Genomic DNA, 16,126 nt, shown 5'->3' with positions numbered 1-16,126 from the left:
CCCGCTGAAGCACACACGAAAAAGCCGCGGTTGCCCGCGGCTTTTTTGTTTCCCGCCCGCAAGCAGGCTTCAGCCGAACGCCGCCTCCAGCGCATCGGACAGGCGCTCGACGGCGATCACTTCCATGCCCTTGATCGACGCGGTCTTGGGTGCGTTGGCCTTGGGCACGATGGCGCGCTTGAAGCCGTGCGTGGCCGCTTCCTTCAGGCGGTCCTCGCCGTTGGGCACGGGGCGGATCTCGCCGGACAGGCCGACTTCGCCGAAGGCGATCGTCTTTTCGGCCAGCGGCGCATCGCGCAGGGACGAGAGCACGGCCAGCAGCGCCGGCAAATCGGCCGCGGTTTCCTGCACGCGAATGCCGCCGACCACGTTGATGAAGACGTCCTGGTCGCCCACCATGATCCCGCCGTGGCGATGCAGCACCGCCAGCAGCATCGCCAGGCGGTTGCCTTCCAGGCCCACGGCCACGCGGCGTGGATTGGACAGCGGCGAGGCATCGACCAGCGCCTGCACTTCCACCAGCAGTGGCCGCGTGCCTTCGCGCGTGACCATCACGCAGCTGCCCGGCTGGCGAGTGCTGCCGCCGGACAGGAAGATCGCCGACGGATTGGGGACTTCCTTCAAGCCCTTGTCGCCCATGGCGAACACGCCCAGCTCATTGACCGCACCGAAGCGGTTCTTGAAGGCGCGCAGCACGCGGAAGCGGCTGCCCGACTCGCCTTCGAAATACAGCACCGCATCGACCATGTGCTCCAGCACGCGCGGACCGGCGATGCCGCCCTCCTTGGTCACGTGGCCGACCAGGAACACGGCGGTGCCGGTCTCCTTGGCGTAGCGCACCAGGCGCGCGGCGCTCTCGCGCACCTGGCTGACCGAGCCTGGCGCGGCGGTCAGCGTCTCGGTCCACAAGGTCTGCACCGAGTCGGCCACGATCAGCTTGGGCCGCGCGGACGAGGCGTGCTGCAGGATCGATTCGATGCCGGTTTCGGCCAGCGCCTGCAGGCCGTCCAGCGGCAGGTCCAGGCGCACGGCGCGGCCGGCGACCTGGGCCAGCGATTCTTCGCCGGTGACGTACAGCACCGGCAGCGTGGCGGCCATGCTGGCCAGCGCCTGCAGCAGCAGCGTGGACTTGCCGATGCCCGGGTCGCCACCGACCAGCACCACCGCGCCTTCGACCAGGCCGCCGCCGAGCACCCGGTCGAACTCGCCGATGCCGGTGGACACGCGCACTTCCTCGCCGTTGCGCACGTCTTTCAGCGCGGTGATCTTGGGCGCCTCGGTCTTGCCGGCCCAACCGGAGCGGCGCGCGGCCGGCGGTGCGCCCGCGGCCGGTTCCAGCACGATCTGCGACAGCGAATTCCAGGCATTACACTCGCTGCACTGGCCCTGCCATTTGGTGTATTCGGCGCCGCATTCGCCGCAGACATAGGCGGTACGCGCCTTGGAGGTGGCCTTGGCCATATGAAGCAATCCCTTGGAAATCCGGCGGCCACTGTAGCGGCGCGGCGTCTCCTGGCGCGAGACCGGCACGCGCGCGTTTCCACGTAATGAACCATATTCCATCCGTGAAACCCGCGCCCTTGACCACCGCCGTCCAGCCTTCGCCCCCGATCCATCTGAGCGTGCGCCCGCGCCGCTGGCTGGTCGCACTGCTCGCGCTGGTCATCGCCGCCTTGCTGGGCGCCTGTGTCTACGTGCTGTTGCCACTGAGCATGGGCTCGGGCAGCGCGCTGCTCGATCCGGCCGATTACTTCGCCGGCGATGGCCTGCGCATGGCACGGGCCGTGGACCGCAACGACTGGGATGCGATCGACAAGATGGTCTATGAGCAGGGCATCGACCCGGACACCATCTTCGACCGCCAGGGCCGACCGCTGCTGGCTTGGCCGCTGCTGACCTACAACCCTGAAGGCTTGCACCTGCTGCTCAACGCCGGCGCCACGCCGGATATCCGCATGCAGTCGGCCGGCATCACGATCGGGCCGGGCGCGGAAACCTCGCTGGTTCGCGCCGCGGCGATGGCCGATTCGCGCTACCTGGTCGAGCTGCTGATGCGCGGCGGCGACCCCAACGCCCGCAACGCCGCCGGCCAGCCGCTGCTGTACGTGGCCTTCTCCAACGGCCACTGGGACAACGTGCAGGCGCTGATCATGTCCGGCGCGCATCTGGACACCACGCTCGAAGACGACGGCGGCTACGACACGGTGTTGAGCTGGTATTCGCGCATCGGCCGCTTCGACCGGCTGTACTGGCTGCTGGAAAACGGTGGCGATCCCACGCGCCGGATGCGCGACGTCGTAGGCTCGCGCCTGGCCGGCACCGCCGAGTCCTACGACGGCCGCATGCCCGTGGTCGAGGACACCTTCTACGCCAAGGTGCCCGAACAGATGCGCGACTGGCAGAAGGCCTGCCAAGCCTGGCTGCTGACGCACAACATCGGGCGCCCGCCGGCCCCGCCGTCCAAGCAGCTGCTTGAGCGCCAGATGCCGCAGGAGCGCGGCAAGAACGAGATCGCCCTCTAGGCGCGTGAGGCCCGTGCGCTAGGGGCATCGCTGCCCGCGTGGCACCATTCGCCGATGTCCGCGCTGCTCGACGCCCTCGCCGCCCTGCCCGTTTCCACGCCGCCGCCAAGGCTGCGGGTGGCATTGAGTGGCGGGCTGGATTCGACCGCGCTGCTGCATGCGGTGGTGGCGCAGTGGCAAGGCCGCGCCGAGATCCATGCGATCCACGTGCATCACGGCCTGCAGGCCGACGCCGACGCTTGGGCGGCGCACTGTGCTGCGCTGTGCGCCCGGCTGCGCGTGCCGCTGGAGATCGTGCGCGTGCAGGTCGATCGCAATGCCGGCGAAGGGCTGGAGGCCGCGGCCCGCCGCGCGCGCCACGCGGCGTTCGCCCAGGTCATGGCGCCCGGCGAAGTGCTGGTCGCAGCGCACCACCAGGATGACCAGGCCGAAACCTTCCTGCTGCGCGCCCTGCGTGCATCCGGTCCGGAAGGACTGGCGGCGATGCGGCCGTGGCGCGCCTTCGCCAGCGGCTGGCTGTGGCGGCCGTGGCTGGACCAGCCGCGCAGTGCAATCACTACCTACGCGCAGGCAAACACGCTGGAATGGATCGAAGATGACAGCAATGCCGATACGACGCTGGATCGCAACTTCCTGCGTCACCAGATCCTGCCGCTGCTGCGCCAGCGCTGGCCGCAGGCCGGTGCCGTACTGGCCCGCAGCGCGGCCCTGAGCGCGCAGGCCAGCGCGCTGCTGTCTACCCAGGACGCGATCGATCTGCAGGCTGCACGCAGCGCCGATCCGCACGTGTTGTCGATGCTCGTCCTGCAAACGATGCCGCCTTCGCGTCGTGCCCGCGTGCTGCGTCACTGGATTGCCGAGCGCGCATTGCCGCCGCTTCCAGCGCGCGGCATCGCGCAATTCGAAACCAGCCTGCTGCCCGCGCGCAGCGATGCGCAGGCGCGCTTCGCCTGGGACGGCGCTTGGCTGTGTCGCTGGGGCGATCAGCTACACGCAGGGCGCGACACGCCGGCACTCCCGCAGGATTGGCAGACCACGTGGGATGGCCGCGAAGCGCTGTCGCTGCCCGATGGCGGTCAACTGGCACTGCACGGCGCGGACGGCTTCGACACACCGCTGCAGGTCGGCGCGCGCCGCGGCGGCGAGCGCATCACCTTGCCCTGCCGCACGCATTCGCACGCGCTCAAGCACGTGCTGCAGGACGCGCGCATCCCGCCGTGGCAACGCCTGCAGCTGCCGCTGCTGCGCGACGCCGAGGGTGAAGTCCTCGCCGCCGGCGATGCCATCGTGGCCGCCGGATTCGCCCGCTGGCTGGATGAACGCGGCGCGCGGCTGGCGTGGTCGCCACCCAGCCGCGATTGACCCATCCGGCATGCGCGCCCACACTTTGCGCATGGCAAAGAAACCCACCGCCGACGCCTCGCCCGTTGCGCATTTCGAAACCTCGCTGGACGAGCTGGAACAGCTGGTTGGCCGCATGGAACAGGGCGATCTGAGCCTGGAAGACTCGCTGGCCGCCTACGAGCGCGGTGTGGGCCTGTATCGCAGCTGCCGCACCGCGCTGGAACAGGCCGAGCTGCGCGTGCGCCTGCTCAGCGACCCGGACCGCCCCGAGACCGCCGAACCTTTCGCCCCGCTGCCCGATGGCGAGTGAGGCCGTGTTCGCACGCTGGGCACAGCGTGTCGAAGCCTCGCTGGAAGCGGCGCTCCCCGATCCCACCCTCGCCCCGCAGCGCCTGCATGCGGCCATGCGCCACGCCAGCCTTGGCGGCGGCAAGCGCATGCGTCCGTTGCTGGTCTACGCCGCCGGCACGCTGACCGGCGCTGAAGAAGCTGTGCTGGACGCACCAGCCACCGCAGTCGAATTGATCCATGCCTATTCGCTGGTCCACGACGACCTGCCGGCGATGGACGACGACGCCCTGCGTCGCGGCCAGCCGACCGTGCACATCGCCTTCGACGAAGCCACCGCGATCCTCGCCGGCGATGCGCTGCAGACGCTGGCCTTCGACGTGCTGGCGGGCAGCGATGCCGGCGCAGTGCTGCGCGTGGCCTGGCTGCAGACCCTGGCGCGCGCCAGCGGCGTGGCCGGCATGTGCGGCGGCCAGGCACTGGACATCGACGCCACCGGCCAGCTGCAATCGCTCGACGCCCTGCAGCGCATGCACGCGCTCAAGACCGGCGCCCTGATCCGCGCCAGCGTGCGCCTGGGCGCGCTGGCCGGCGGCGCGGACGAAGACACCTTGCAGCGTCTGGATGCCTTCGCCGATGCACTCGGCCTGGCCTTCCAGGTACGCGACGACATCCTCGACGTCGAAGCCAGCTCCGAAACCCTCGGCAAGACCGCCGGCAAGGATGTCGCGCAGGCCAAGTCCACCTATCCGGCGTTGCTCGGCATGGACGGCGCGAAGGCGAAGCTCGATGAGCTAGCGACGCAGATGCGGGCGCTGCTGGCACCGTTTGGTGCGCGCGCGGCGGAGCTAGCTGCGCTGGGTGAGTTGGCGGTCAAGCGCGGGCACTAGCAGAGTATCTAGCAGTCCAGTTGAAGTACTCCCCTGGCAAGTGCGGGCATCTTCCTCAGTCGACAACAGACTGCGAGCTTGTAACTTCCGCTTCAGAAGTCACTGCCACTGCTCGTGTCTGGCAGTGCGACAAGAAAGTGGCGAATTGCTTGATACTCCTCGCTGGCATGCCAAGAAATTTGATCAAGTGCGCCCAAGCCTTCGGTCCAATTCTGGTTATCCAGCAGGACCTCAGCTGCTTGGATCTGCCCATGGTAGGCCGCGATAAAAACGCGAACCCAGTGCGGACCATGTCGCTGCCCTCTTTCAAATTCTCTTTGAACTAGCTTAAGCGCCTCTCCGTAGCTTCCAGACAAAACAGAGTTACTGGAATGCTGAGTAAGGAGTGGACCGCTGTAGACCCTCCAACGGCCGTCCACGCCCTGCCATCGTTCAATTTCTGCTTGAGGCGCTTCGCATACGTGGCTACTGAGCGCTTCCAGCATGACGTGGAATACACCCAACAAGAATTTTTCGAAAGCTTGTGCAACAGCTGCTGCTTTGTCGGCGGCAAGGCCCGCGAATCTCTCCGAAATCACAGTCCCTTGAAGCAAGGGACTCTCCGCCAGAACTTCTAACGAAACCACGAAATCCTCGGTTCGTGAGGGCATCTCATGAACCAGGGGAGTAAGGCGCAGACCATCTTGAAGATGGAAAACACCCTCAACAGCGGATGCGGTAATACCGTGTGCAGCAAGAGCGCGTTGCAGGAGCGATTGAGCCCCTTCCACTGAATCGGTCACAAATCAATCTCCGTTTGAAATAGCTGCTCGCGCAGAAGGAACTGGCGCCTGACGTGTCAGGTGCACTTTGCCATGTGACGCATTCCTGGCCCACACGGAGAGTGAGGAGCCTTAAGCCAGCAATCCCTCCATTGCCCTGACCTTGTCGCTATCCGGAAACACCGCGGTATCGAGCTTGCCTTCATCCACGCGCAGATGGCCAGCCAACACCGCCTTGAACAGCGCGCGCATGTCGGTGGTGACGCGCAGGTCGCGGCCTTCGTTGAGCGCGGTCTGTGAGAGGCCGGGCCAGTTGCCGGCGATGCGGCCGCCGCGCACGGCGCCGCCTGCCAGCAGGGCAAGCCCGCCGGTGCCGTGATCGGTGCCACCGGTGCCGTTGACCTTGGCGGTGCGGCCGAATTCAGTGACCACCACGACCACGGTCTTGTCCCAGATCGTCGCGGCGCCATCGTGGAAAGCGCGCAGGCCATCGTCGAGTTCGGACAGCTTGTTCTTGAGGATCGCCGCCTCACCGGCGTGCGTGTCCCAGCCCGAATCCTCGACGAAGGCGATGCGGGGGCCGTTGGCTTGCGACATGAACTTGGCCGCCGAGGCAGTGGCCGCAGCCATGCGGCCCTTGCCGCCACCGCCGCCCATGCCGGCCACGCCCTGCGTGGCCATCGCCCGCTGGAAATTGGCGGCCAGCGCGGTGTCCTGCGCATAAAGATCCTGCAGGCGCTGCAGCAGGATCGGATTCACTTCTTCCGGCAACGGCGGCGACCAGGTCGAGGCATCGCCTGGGCCACGCATGATCAGCGGCATCACCGTGGTGATCGATAGCGCCTCGGTACCAGCCATCGCACCGGCGCAGCGATTGAGCCAGCCGGTGTTGGCGCCACTGGGGCGGGCGCTGCCGTTCTCCAGGCAATCCTGCGCTTCGAAGTGCGAGCGCTGCTGGTACGGCGGCGCAATCGCCACCACCGGCAGCAGCTGCTGCTTGCCATACAGCTCATGCGCGAACGCCAGCGACGGATGCAGGCCAAAGTTGGTATCCAGCTTGAGTGGATCGCCCGGCGCCAGGTCGCCACGCAGGCTCCGGTAGTTCGGATCGTCGGTGGGGATCAGCGTGTGCAGGCCATCAAGGCCGCCGCGCAACAGCACCACCAGCAAACGTGTGTCGTTGGCGTTCTGCGCAGCCAGGCCGAGCGAGGGCCACAGGGTCAGCGTGGTCATCGCACCTGCAGCGCCGAGGAAGGCACGTCGGGTCAGTTTCATCTGGGGCCTCTTGATGTGATTGGGATGTGTCCCGTTGTTGTGTCCGGCGCCAGGCGGGGCGTGCGCGGCGCAGCGACAGGCAGGCCGCCTGTTCAAGCCACGCGCGCCCCGCCTGGCGTCGGACACGGCAACCCGAAGGGCCGTGCATGGCGGGGCGCATTTCAATCGCATCAAGCGGCCCCTAAGTCCTCCACTGGAAGGCAGGGCTGGCGAACAACAGGGCCAGTCCATCGCGCGGAGATTCGGCGCGTTTGAGCGCGGTCAGGGTGTCGGCATCGAGCGTGCCGCCGAACACCGCCTGGGCGGTCGAGAGCGGATCGAGCACGTCCTCCGGCACGCCTTCAGCCAGCGCCTGCGCACCCTGCACGCGCTTCCACAGCGCATCGGGGCCGCTCCATTGCGCAGCGTCGTCTTCGAAGCCGGCGGGCGAGCGCGGGGTGAAGGTCGGCTGGCCCATGCGATTCAACAAGGCGGCCAACGCCTGGGGGCGCTGGTCGCCCAACGCACCGCCAGCGCGCAGCGCCGAGACCAGGTAATCGTCGGGCGTCTTGAACTTGCGCGCCTGCGCATCCCAGGCGGCCGGATGACGGATAAGCGCGGTGTAGACCGTGGCCAGGTCGCCGCCACTCTTCAACCACGCCTGGGTCATCGCATCGACCACGGCCTGCGGTGGCGTATCGCTGATCAGGTGGCGGGCGATCTTGGTAGACACATGCCTGGCCGTGGCCGGATGCACGGCCAGATCGGCCAGCACCGCCTTGCCCTGCCCCAGGCCGGCCTCGGCATAGCGCTTGCCCATCACGGTGCGCGCGCCGCCTTCATGCGCGTTGGGGCGGAACAGGAAAGCGCTGGTCGCCGTGCCCTTCTTGAAGTCCTGCGGCATCGGCACGCCCCAGCCGGTGATCGCCTTGGCGAACTCGGTGACATCGGCCTGGCTGTAGCCGCCGTTGGCGCCGACGGTGTGCAGCTCCAGGATCTCGCGGGCGAGGTTTTCGTTGAGGCCGGGCGCCTTGTCAGGATCGCGCCTGCGCGCCCGCTGCGCTGCCATCGAGTCGGCACCGACCGACCGCGCGTTGTCCAGGAAGCGCAGCATCGCCGGATGCGTTTCCACCGCCAGCAGCAGGTCGACGAAGTTCCCGGTGACATGCGGCCGAATGGCCTCACGCTCCATCGGCGCCGCATACGGCGCGGCGACACGCTTGTCCACGGACACGGCGAAATGGTTCGACCAGAACCGCACCATGCGTTCGACGAAACTGCTCTGGCTGGCGACCGCGACCTGGTAGCGCAGCGTCAGCTCGCGCGCCTGGCCCTGGCGCAGGTCCTTGGCCAGGTCCTTGGGCTTGTCACCGCCATCGCGCTTGGCTTCGCGCCGCGCCTGCTGCAGGGCGATGTCCTGCTGCAGGTAATCCAGGCTGGTGGGGAGGCTGTCGAAGGGCGCGGGCTGGGCGGTATCGCGCAGCTGGGCCAACAGCCAGCCCTGCGGATCGCCGAGCTGGGCGATCTCGTCCGGGCGGGCGCCCAGGCCGAAACGGTTGGTGGCGCTGACGGCGGTCTGGCGGGTCATGCGCGGATGTCCTCTGGCAAGCAGGCAATGCACAGGGAAACGAGCCACGCGCGAGGCGGTTGACCGCACAGCCAAAGCGTTCAGCGCAGGCTCGACAACGCGAATGCCGGTGTTCAGCGCAATTAACGCCACGGCTGCCACGAAAAAGCCCGGCACGAGGCCGGGCTTTCGATGACCGCAATGACGCGGCCGTTACTTGATCAGGCGCAGCGCGAACGGATAGCGATAGGTGACGCCTTCGTTGGACTTGATGCCGGCCAGGATGCACAGCACCAGGTTGGCGATCCAGACCAGCGGCATCAGCAGGCCACCGATGACGATGATGCTGAGCACGCCGCACACCAGGAACGCCAGGAAGACGGTGATCTGGAAATTCAGCGCTTCCTTGGACTGGTCGTTGAGCCAGGCCTTGGACGGGTTGTCCTTGTTCACCAGCCAGATGATCAGCGGCACGATGAAGCTGGTGACGATGCCGGTCAGGTGCACGATCAGGGCGACGGTGCGGTCTTCCTGCGGCGCGGTGCCAACCGGCGGCGGGGGCGGAGCGGTGACGTTCTCGTACTCGTTCATGAGCTTTCTAATTCCTGGGGTGGGTGGTCGAACGCTTCCGGCCGGGGGGCGGGCCGCGGCCAACTGTCGTGGGGCGCGGCAGGCGCGTCAATCCCCCGCCAAGACATCTTCCGCCCTGCTTACGTCAATGCCCGCAGGCAACGGTCATCGTGGCGAGCCCAGCCCGCGCATCCTAGTCGTGGCTGCCGGCCACGCCTTCGTCGTCATCGCTGTAGCGCGCGGCGATGTCCAGCACCTGGGCTTCGATGGCGAAGAACGCATCCAGCACGACCGGATCGAAGGTCTTGCCGCGCATGTCCAGCATCAGCGCCTTGGCCGCCTCGTGCGGGAACGGCTCCTTGTAGCAGCGCCGGCTGATCATCGCGTCGTAGATGTCGGCCACGGCCATGATGCGACCGGACAGCGGGATGGCCTGGCCCTCAAGCCCGGCCGGGTAGCCGGTGCCGTCCCACTTCTCATGGTGGGAGGCGGCGATCTCGCCGGCGATCCGCAGGAAGTTGTCGCCCTCGATCCGCTCGGCCGTGCTGTAGATGATCTCGCGGCCGAACTCGGCATGGCGGCGCATGATCACCTGCTCCTCGGCCGTCAGCGGGCCGGGCTTGAGCAGAATGTGGTCGGGCACCCCGACCTTGCCGATGTCGTGCAGCGGCGCAGACAGGAACAGCAGGTCGATGTACTCGCGCGTCAGCGTGCCGGTGTAGTGCCCCGTGCGCTGCAGGCGCTCGGCCACCGCGCGCACGTAGTGCTGGGTACGCTTGATGTGCGCGCCGGTTTCCGGATCGCGCGTTTCGGCCACGGCGGCCATCGATTCGATCGTGACCTGGCGGGCGTTTTCCAACTGGCGGCGCCAGCGCTGCGCACGTCGATGGTTGAGGACGAAGCGCGCCACGAAAGCCAGCACCACCAGCGTCGCCAGCACCAGCAGCGGCACGCCGATCGGCAGGAACACGCCGCTGCGGACGAAGATGCTCGCGCCCACCACCACCAAAACCGCGGCTACTGCCACGCCCAGCGATGCCAGCAGCACCATGCCGCGCCCGGCCGCGAACAGCAGCCCGAGCATCAACGCCAGGACCACGCCCAGTGCCAGCGCCGCCTGGCCACCCCAGACCGGGCGGCGCACGACGCGGTCGTCGAGAATGTTCTGCGCCATCGCCGACTGCACCTTCAACCCGGAGAACTCGCGATCCACCGCGGTCGGGTGCACGTCGTTGAGGCCCACGGCCGAGGAGCCGATGAAGACGATCTTGCCGCGCAGGTCTTCGGCGCGGACCTTGCCGGTCAGCACGTCCACCGCCGGGATGCTGGCGTAGCCCGACGAAGGGCCGTTGAAGCGCAGCAGCGCGTAGCCGGCCTTGTCGATGGGGATGCGGTGCTGGCTGAGCTGGATCGACAGGCCATCGCGATCGGAGAGCACCGTGCCCGAACCCACGCCCAGCGCATGCATGGTTGCCGCCAGCGCCAGGCTGGCGTGGACCACGCCGTTGTATTCGATCAGCAGCGGCAGCTGGCGCAGCACGCCATCGGCGTCTACGCGCGTGTTGACGAAGCCGCTGACCCGGGTCTGCGCGGCGATCGGCGCGACGTTGTCCAGCACGCCCGGCGCGCGATCCAGCGCCAGCAGGTCCAAGCGCCCGTCGAAGCCCACGCCCGGGCGCAGCGGGCCTTCCGTGCGGGTGACATGGTCGAAGTAGAAATAGCGCGCGCCGATCACCCCGGCCTGCCCCATCTGCTGGGCCAGGTAACCATCGTTGTCCAGCAGTCCATCCGGCACGCCACCGAAGGACACGTCCACGCCGAAATCGCGCTTGAAGGTCTGTTGGATATCGGCCAGCGAAGCGCGGTCGGCTTCGGGGAACAGGATGTCCAGCGCAATCGCGGATGGGTGCTCGGCGGCAATGCGTTCGATCAGCGCCGCGACCCGATAGCGCGGCCACGGCCACTGGCCCACGGCCGCCAGGCTGACCTCGTCGATGTCCACCACCACCGCGCCGGGCGCGGGCGCACCGCTCGCGGTCTGCACCTGCAGCGTGTCCAGCACGAAGCGGTCCAGGCGCGTCACCACCGCGATGTGCAGCAGGCCACCCACGCCGATGGCCAGCGCGACCAGCAACGCCGCCAGCACGAACATGGACGCGGCGCGGCGCGGGAGCCTGGTCGACGATGCAACAGGTTTCATGGACGCCCGGCGCTAGAGGATGACGATCTCGGCGCGCCGGTTACGCGGCTCGGGCACGCCCGGCGGCGACGGCACCAGCGGCACGCGATCACCGAAATACTGGACCTCGACCTTGAGGTTCGGGTCGATCTTGCGCAGCACGCGTTCCACCGCGCGCGCGCGCTCGGCAGACAGCTTGAGGTTGTACTCGGCCGTGCCCGACGAGTCCGCGTAGCCGAACACGGTCACCTCGGTCGGAATGCGCGCGCGTACGGTTTCCAGGACCTCGGGCAGCATCCGCTTGGACTCCGGCGTCAGCTCCATGCTGTCGAACAGGAAGTTCAGCACGAAGCTGCGCGGCGGCGACGGCTGGGCGTCGATCAGCGTGCGATGCGCGGTTTCGAAGCTGGCCTGGTCCACCGCACGGGCCGCGCCCGGACCGACGGTCGGCTTGGCGACATCGACGGTATTGAAGGCCTGGTCGATACGCTGCTGGCCCTGCGCGTTGGAGACCGTGACCGCGCCGACATGGCCGTCATGGTCCGGTAGCAAGGTCACCTTGGTGGTCGGCACCGAGGCGCAGCCTGTGAACAACGCACAGGCGCCCAGCAAGGCGATCGCGAACCGCGGGCCGCGTTCCATCCATCCAAACATGGGCGACTCAGTTCGCTTCGATCAGGAAACGGGTGCCACGCACGCCGACGGTGGCCTTGGGCGTGTCGATCTTCACCGAGTCCGGCGCGAGCTTGCCGATCTTGCCCGACTCGTAGATCGCCGAGCCCTTGGTCATGTAGAGCGAGAAGGAGAACTTGCCGTCCTTCGGCTCGAACACGTAGTCGCGCACCAGGATGTCCGCGCCCGGCCCAAGGGTCAGCAGCGTGCCGTCCTTGAACACGATCGCGGCCGAGGCGCCGGGGCCAGCAACCAGATGATCGGAGACCAGCAGCGTGGTCCCGCCGGCAGCCTGGACGGTGGCGTCCTGGCGGATCACCTGGACGTTGCCGCTGACGGTCTTGACCAGTGCGACGTGGTCGTCGGCCGCCAAGGCAGGCACTGCAAAAAACGCCAGCGTGGCCAAGGCCAGCAGGCAGAGATATCGCTTCATGTGAATCCCCCTGTCCGGGGCTGGCCGTGATTGGCCAGACCTCGGTCACGTCGGTGTCCGACGCCGCTACAGTGCATCGGTTCCGGCGTGACGGGCAAGTGATTTCAGCGGGGTTTTACCGGGTTCCCCTATTCATTTTTGTCGTCGGGATTCACTGCCCGCCAGCCACGGTCATCCGGCCCACCAGGACCGAGCCCATGCCGATGTGCGAGCGCGGATCCAGGTCGCTGCCAACGGCCTCGATCGCGGCGAAGATGTCCTTCAGGTTGCCGGCCACGGTGACGTTGTCGACCGGATAGGCGATCTGTCCGTTCTCGATCCAGAACCCGCCGGCGCCGCGCGAATAATCGCCAGTCACGCCGTTGACGCCCTGCCCCATCAGCTCGGTCACCAGCAGGCCGGTGCCCATGCCCTGCAGCATCGAAGCCAGGTCGCCGGCGTTGGAAGACATCTTGAGGTTGTGGATGCCGCCGGCATTGCCGGTGCTGCGCAGCCCCAGCTTGCGCGCCGAATAGCTGCCCAGCACATACCGCTGCAGCACACCGTCGCTGACCAGCGCCGAGTTGGCCGTGGCCACGCCTTCGGCATCGAACGCGCCCGAACGCAGGCCTTCGCGCAGCAGCGGCAATTCCTCGATGGAGAACCAGTCCGGGAAGATCTGCTTGCCGGCGTGGTCCAGGAGGAAACTGGCCTTGCGATACAGCGCCCCGCCGCTGATCGCGCCCAGCAGGTGGCCGATCAGCGAGCGCGCGACTTCGGCGCTGTACAGCACCGGATACTGGCCGGTGGCCAGGTCGCGCGGGGCCAGACGGGCCACGGTGCGCTCGGCCGCGCGCCGGCCGATGGCCTCGGGCGCTTCCAGCAGCTCGCGCGCCAGCGCGGTGGAATACCAGCCGTCGCGCTGCATGCCTTCGCCGGTGCCGGCGATCAGCGCGCAGCTGATCGAGTGATGCGTGCCGCGCTCGCGGCCGATGAAGCCATGCGAGTTGGCGTACACCGACAGGCCGTGCCCGCTGCTGACCGAGGCGCCATCGGAATTGCTGATGCGCGGATCGGCCGCGCGCCCAGCCGCCTCGCAGGCCAGCGCCAGGTCGACCGCCGCATCGGCATCAAGCTGCCACGGATGCCAACCGCCCAAGTCGGGGAATTCGCGCGCCATGCGATCTGCATCGGCCAGGCCGGCGGCTTCGTCGTCCTCGGTGTAGCGCGCGATCGCGCAGGCCTGCTCGACCGTGGCGGCCAGGCTGTCCTCGCGCAGGTCGCCGGTACTGGCGCTGCCCTTGCGCTGGCCGAAGTACACCGTCACGCCGATGGCGCGGTCCTGGGTGGATTCGACCGTTTCCACTTCGCCCATGCGCACGTTGACGCTCAGGCCGCGATCCTCGCTGCAGCTGACCTCGGCCTGGGTGGCGCCGCGCGCGCGCGCCATGTCCAGCAGGCGCTCGGACAGGCTGGCCAGGTGCTCCATCCGCTGGCTGCTGTCGTCGCGAAGAGGGGAAGTGAGTGCGTTCAATGGCTTATCCTAGTGGTTCTATTCGATTGACCCGGCGCGCGCCTGACGGCAGCGTGCCTTTGAAGAAGGTGTGACCCATGCGCGGACGCGATCCTGAAACCGGCGAATTTCGCGGCCCCAGCCGTACCCAGCAGCGCCAGGGCGCGCTGGAAGTGCGGTCGCTGGCCGAACAGCTGGTGGCGCTGACCCCGGCGCAGCTTGCCAAGCTGCCGCTGAGCGAAGAACTCGCCGACCACGTCGCCGATACCAAGAAGGTGACCTCGCACATCGCGCACAAGCGCCAGCTGCAGTTCCTGGCCAAGCAGATGCGTAAAGAGGATGACGAGACGCTGGAGGCGATCCGCGACGCGCTGGATGTCAGCGGCGATGCGGCGCGCATCGAGACCGGCCTGATGCATCAGGCCGAAGGCTGGCGCGAGCGCCTGCTGGACGATCCCGAGGCGCTGACCCAGCTGCTGGACGAATACCCCGACGCGGACCGCCAGCGCCTGCGCCAGCTGATCCGCAACGTCGCCGAGGAGCGCAAGCGCAACAAGCCGCCGGCGTCGTACCGGGAGCTGTATCGCGAGGTTCGTGGCCTGCTGGCCGATGCCGACGCCGGCGACGACACGCCGGACGACGACGAGGAAGAATGACCTGCGCAGGCGCGTGGCGGGCGTCATCGCCGCGCGCCTCAGGCCTTGGTGCCGCCCACGGTGAGTCCGTCGATCAGCAGTGACGGCTGGCCGACGCCGACCGGCACGCTCTGCCCATCCTTGCCGCACACGCCGACGCCGGCATCCAAGGCCAGGTCATTGCCGATCATGCGCACCTTCTGCATGGTTTCCGGACCATTGCCGATCAGCGTGGCGCCCTTGACCGGCGCGGTGACCTTGCCGTCCTCGATCAGGTAGGCCTCGGTCGCGGAGAACACATATTTTCCGCTGGTGATGTCGACCTGGCCGCCGCCGAAATTGACCGCGTACAGCCCCTTCTTGACCGAGCGGATCATCTCCTGCGGATCGTGCTGGCCGGCCAGCATGTAGGTGTTGGTCATGCGCGGCATGGTCAGGTGCGCAAAGGATTCGCGGCGTCCGTTGCCGGTGGGCTTCATGCCCATCAGACGCGCGTTGAGGCTGTCCTGCATGTAGCCGACCAGCACGCCATCCTCGATCAGGGTGGTGCACTGTGTGGGCTCGCCTTCGTCATCGACGTTGAGCGAACCGCGGCGACCTTCCAGCGTGCCGTCATCGACAATCGTCACGCCCTTGGAAGCCACGCGTTCGCCGATGCGGCCGGCGTAGACGCTGGTGCCCTTGCGGTTGAAGTCGCCTTCCAGGCCGTGGCCAACTGCTTCGTGCAGCAGCACGCCCGGCCAGCCCGCGGCCAGCACCACCGGCATCACGCCGGCTGGCGCGTCGACCGCTTCCAGGTTGACCAGCGCCTGGCGCAGCGCCTCGCGGGCGAACTCTTCCGGCTTGCCGTTGCCCAGCAGCTCGGCGTAGGAATAGCGCCCGCCGTAGCCGGCGTAGCCGGATTCGCGGCGGCCGTTCTGCTCGACGATCACCTGGATGTTCAGGCGCACCAGCGGGCGCACGTCCGAGGCCAGCACGCCATCGCTGCGCGCGATCAACACCGTATCGACGCCGCCGGACAGGCTGACGCTGACCTGCTGCACGCGCGGATCGGCCGCGCGCAGGAACTTGTCCACGGCGCGCAAGGCCGCGACCTTGGCATCGTTGTCCATCGCATCGACCGGATCTTCGGGCGCGTACAGCGCGCGGCCCTGGCCGCGCACCAGCGTGCGTGGACTGTGGCTTGCGCCATCGCGTGCGATCGCGCGGGCGCTGCCGGCCGCGGCCAACAGCGCGGCCGAGTTGATGTCATCGGAATAGGCAAAGCCGGTCTTCTCGCCGGAGATCGCGCGCACGCCCACGCCCTGTTCGATCGAATGCGCGCCGTCCTTGACGATGCCGTCTTCCACCGTCCAGCTCTCGCGCCGCGCGTGCTGGAAATACAGGTCGCCGAAGTCGATGCCCGGCCCCAGCAGCGTGCCGAAGGCGCGGTCCAGGCCGGTCTGGTCCAGGCCGGCGGGAATCAGCAGGCGGGATTCGGCAAGTGCGAGTGCGGATGTGCTCATGGGGGAATGATCGG

At 67.9% G+C, this 16,126-nt stretch carries 15 protein-coding genes; 5 read left to right on the top strand and 10 right to left on the bottom strand.

Annotated features, from left to right (window positions below):
* Positions 1 to 69: 69 nt before the first annotated feature.
* Positions 70 to 1,461: a DNA repair protein RadA gene (gene radA, locus BMZ17_RS12770; protein WP_093138942.1), complete on the bottom strand. Its 1,392-nt coding sequence runs from the start codon at positions 1,459 to 1,461 to the stop codon at positions 70 to 72.
* Between the two features lie 119 nt (positions 1,462 to 1,580).
* Between radA and BMZ17_RS12765 the strand changes: the two genes are divergently transcribed.
* From BMZ17_RS12765 to BMZ17_RS12750, 4 genes are read left to right on the top strand one after another with little or no spacing between them, the layout of a single operon-like run.
* Entirely contained in the window at positions 1,581 to 2,522 is a 942-nt protein-coding gene (locus BMZ17_RS12765; protein ID WP_093138941.1) for an ankyrin repeat domain-containing protein, read from the top strand.
* A gap of 54 nt (positions 2,523 to 2,576) precedes the next feature.
* The gene (gene tilS, locus BMZ17_RS12760) at positions 2,577 to 3,884 is read left to right on the top strand and encodes a tRNA lysidine(34) synthetase TilS (protein ID WP_093138940.1); all 1,308 of its coding nucleotides are present in this window, start codon (positions 2,577 to 2,579) and stop codon (positions 3,882 to 3,884) included.
* 31 nt (positions 3,885 to 3,915) lie between these two features.
* Complete coding sequence (locus BMZ17_RS12755; protein ID WP_093139719.1) at positions 3,916 to 4,176, top strand: exodeoxyribonuclease VII small subunit; 261 nt, start codon at positions 3,916 to 3,918, stop codon at positions 4,174 to 4,176.
* Positions 4,166 to 5,044: a polyprenyl synthetase family protein gene (locus tag BMZ17_RS12750; RefSeq protein WP_093138939.1), complete on the top strand. Its 879-nt coding sequence runs from the start codon at positions 4,166 to 4,168 to the stop codon at positions 5,042 to 5,044. The genes BMZ17_RS12755 and BMZ17_RS12750 overlap by 11 nt, the downstream gene beginning before the upstream one ends.
* A 92-nt stretch (positions 5,045 to 5,136) precedes the next feature.
* Here BMZ17_RS12750 and BMZ17_RS20960 read toward each other — a convergent pair whose 3' ends face one another.
* The 8 genes from BMZ17_RS20960 to pmbA all read right to left on the bottom strand — a co-directional run bounded on the left by BMZ17_RS20960 (position 5,137) and on the right by pmbA (position 13,993).
* Positions 5,137 to 5,826, bottom strand: a complete 690-nt coding sequence (locus BMZ17_RS20960; protein ID WP_139202912.1) for a DUF6348 family protein — start codon at positions 5,824 to 5,826, stop codon at positions 5,137 to 5,139.
* Positions 5,827 to 5,937: 111 nt separating this feature from the next.
* Positions 5,938 to 7,080, bottom strand: coding sequence for a DUF1501 domain-containing protein (locus BMZ17_RS12740; RefSeq protein WP_093138937.1), 1,143 nt, complete (start codon positions 7,078 to 7,080; stop codon positions 5,938 to 5,940).
* 181 nt (positions 7,081 to 7,261) lie between these two features.
* Positions 7,262 to 8,647, bottom strand: coding sequence for a DUF1800 domain-containing protein (locus tag BMZ17_RS12735; RefSeq protein ID WP_093138936.1), 1,386 nt, complete (start codon positions 8,645 to 8,647; stop codon positions 7,262 to 7,264).
* Between the two features lie 192 nt (positions 8,648 to 8,839).
* Complete coding sequence (locus BMZ17_RS12730) at positions 8,840 to 9,217, bottom strand: DUF4870 domain-containing protein (protein ID WP_093138935.1); 378 nt, start codon at positions 9,215 to 9,217, stop codon at positions 8,840 to 8,842.
* Positions 9,218 to 9,389: 172 nt separating this feature from the next.
* A complete protein-coding gene (locus BMZ17_RS12725; protein WP_093138934.1) occupies positions 9,390 to 11,396 on the bottom strand; it encodes a CHASE2 domain-containing protein in 2,007 nt (668 codons plus the stop codon).
* A 12-nt stretch (positions 11,397 to 11,408) separates the two neighbouring features.
* Complete coding sequence (locus BMZ17_RS12720) at positions 11,409 to 12,029, bottom strand: OmpA family protein (RefSeq protein ID WP_093138933.1); 621 nt, start codon at positions 12,027 to 12,029, stop codon at positions 11,409 to 11,411.
* A gap of 7 nt (positions 12,030 to 12,036) precedes the next feature.
* Positions 12,037 to 12,480, bottom strand: a complete 444-nt coding sequence (locus tag BMZ17_RS12715) for a FecR family protein (RefSeq protein WP_093138932.1) — start codon at positions 12,478 to 12,480, stop codon at positions 12,037 to 12,039.
* A 151-nt stretch (positions 12,481 to 12,631) separates the two neighbouring features.
* On the bottom strand, positions 12,632 to 13,993 hold the full coding sequence (gene pmbA, locus BMZ17_RS12710; RefSeq protein ID WP_093138931.1) for a metalloprotease PmbA: 1,362 nt from the start codon (positions 13,991 to 13,993) through the stop codon (positions 12,632 to 12,634).
* A gap of 77 nt (positions 13,994 to 14,070) precedes the next feature.
* Here pmbA and yjgA point away from each other — a divergent pair, with 77 nt between their 5' ends.
* Positions 14,071 to 14,628 carry a ribosome biogenesis factor YjgA gene (yjgA, locus tag BMZ17_RS12705; protein ID WP_093138930.1) on the top strand — a complete coding sequence of 186 codons (558 nt, stop codon included), beginning with the start codon at positions 14,071 to 14,073 and terminating at the stop codon, positions 14,626 to 14,628.
* A gap of 38 nt (positions 14,629 to 14,666) precedes the next feature.
* Here yjgA and tldD read toward each other — a convergent pair whose 3' ends face one another.
* Positions 14,667 to 16,112 carry a metalloprotease TldD gene (tldD, locus tag BMZ17_RS12700; RefSeq protein ID WP_093138929.1) on the bottom strand — a complete coding sequence of 482 codons (1,446 nt, stop codon included), beginning with the start codon at positions 16,110 to 16,112 and terminating at the stop codon, positions 14,667 to 14,669.
* Positions 16,113 to 16,126: the final 14 nt, after the last annotated feature.

The sequence above is a fragment of the Pseudoxanthomonas sp. GM95 genome (assembly GCF_900109775.1).
Classification (GTDB): Bacteria; Pseudomonadota; Gammaproteobacteria; order Xanthomonadales; family Xanthomonadaceae; genus Pseudoxanthomonas_A.
Note: the sequence above shows the minus strand (reverse complement) of the source record. Positions and strands in the feature narration are given on the sequence as shown.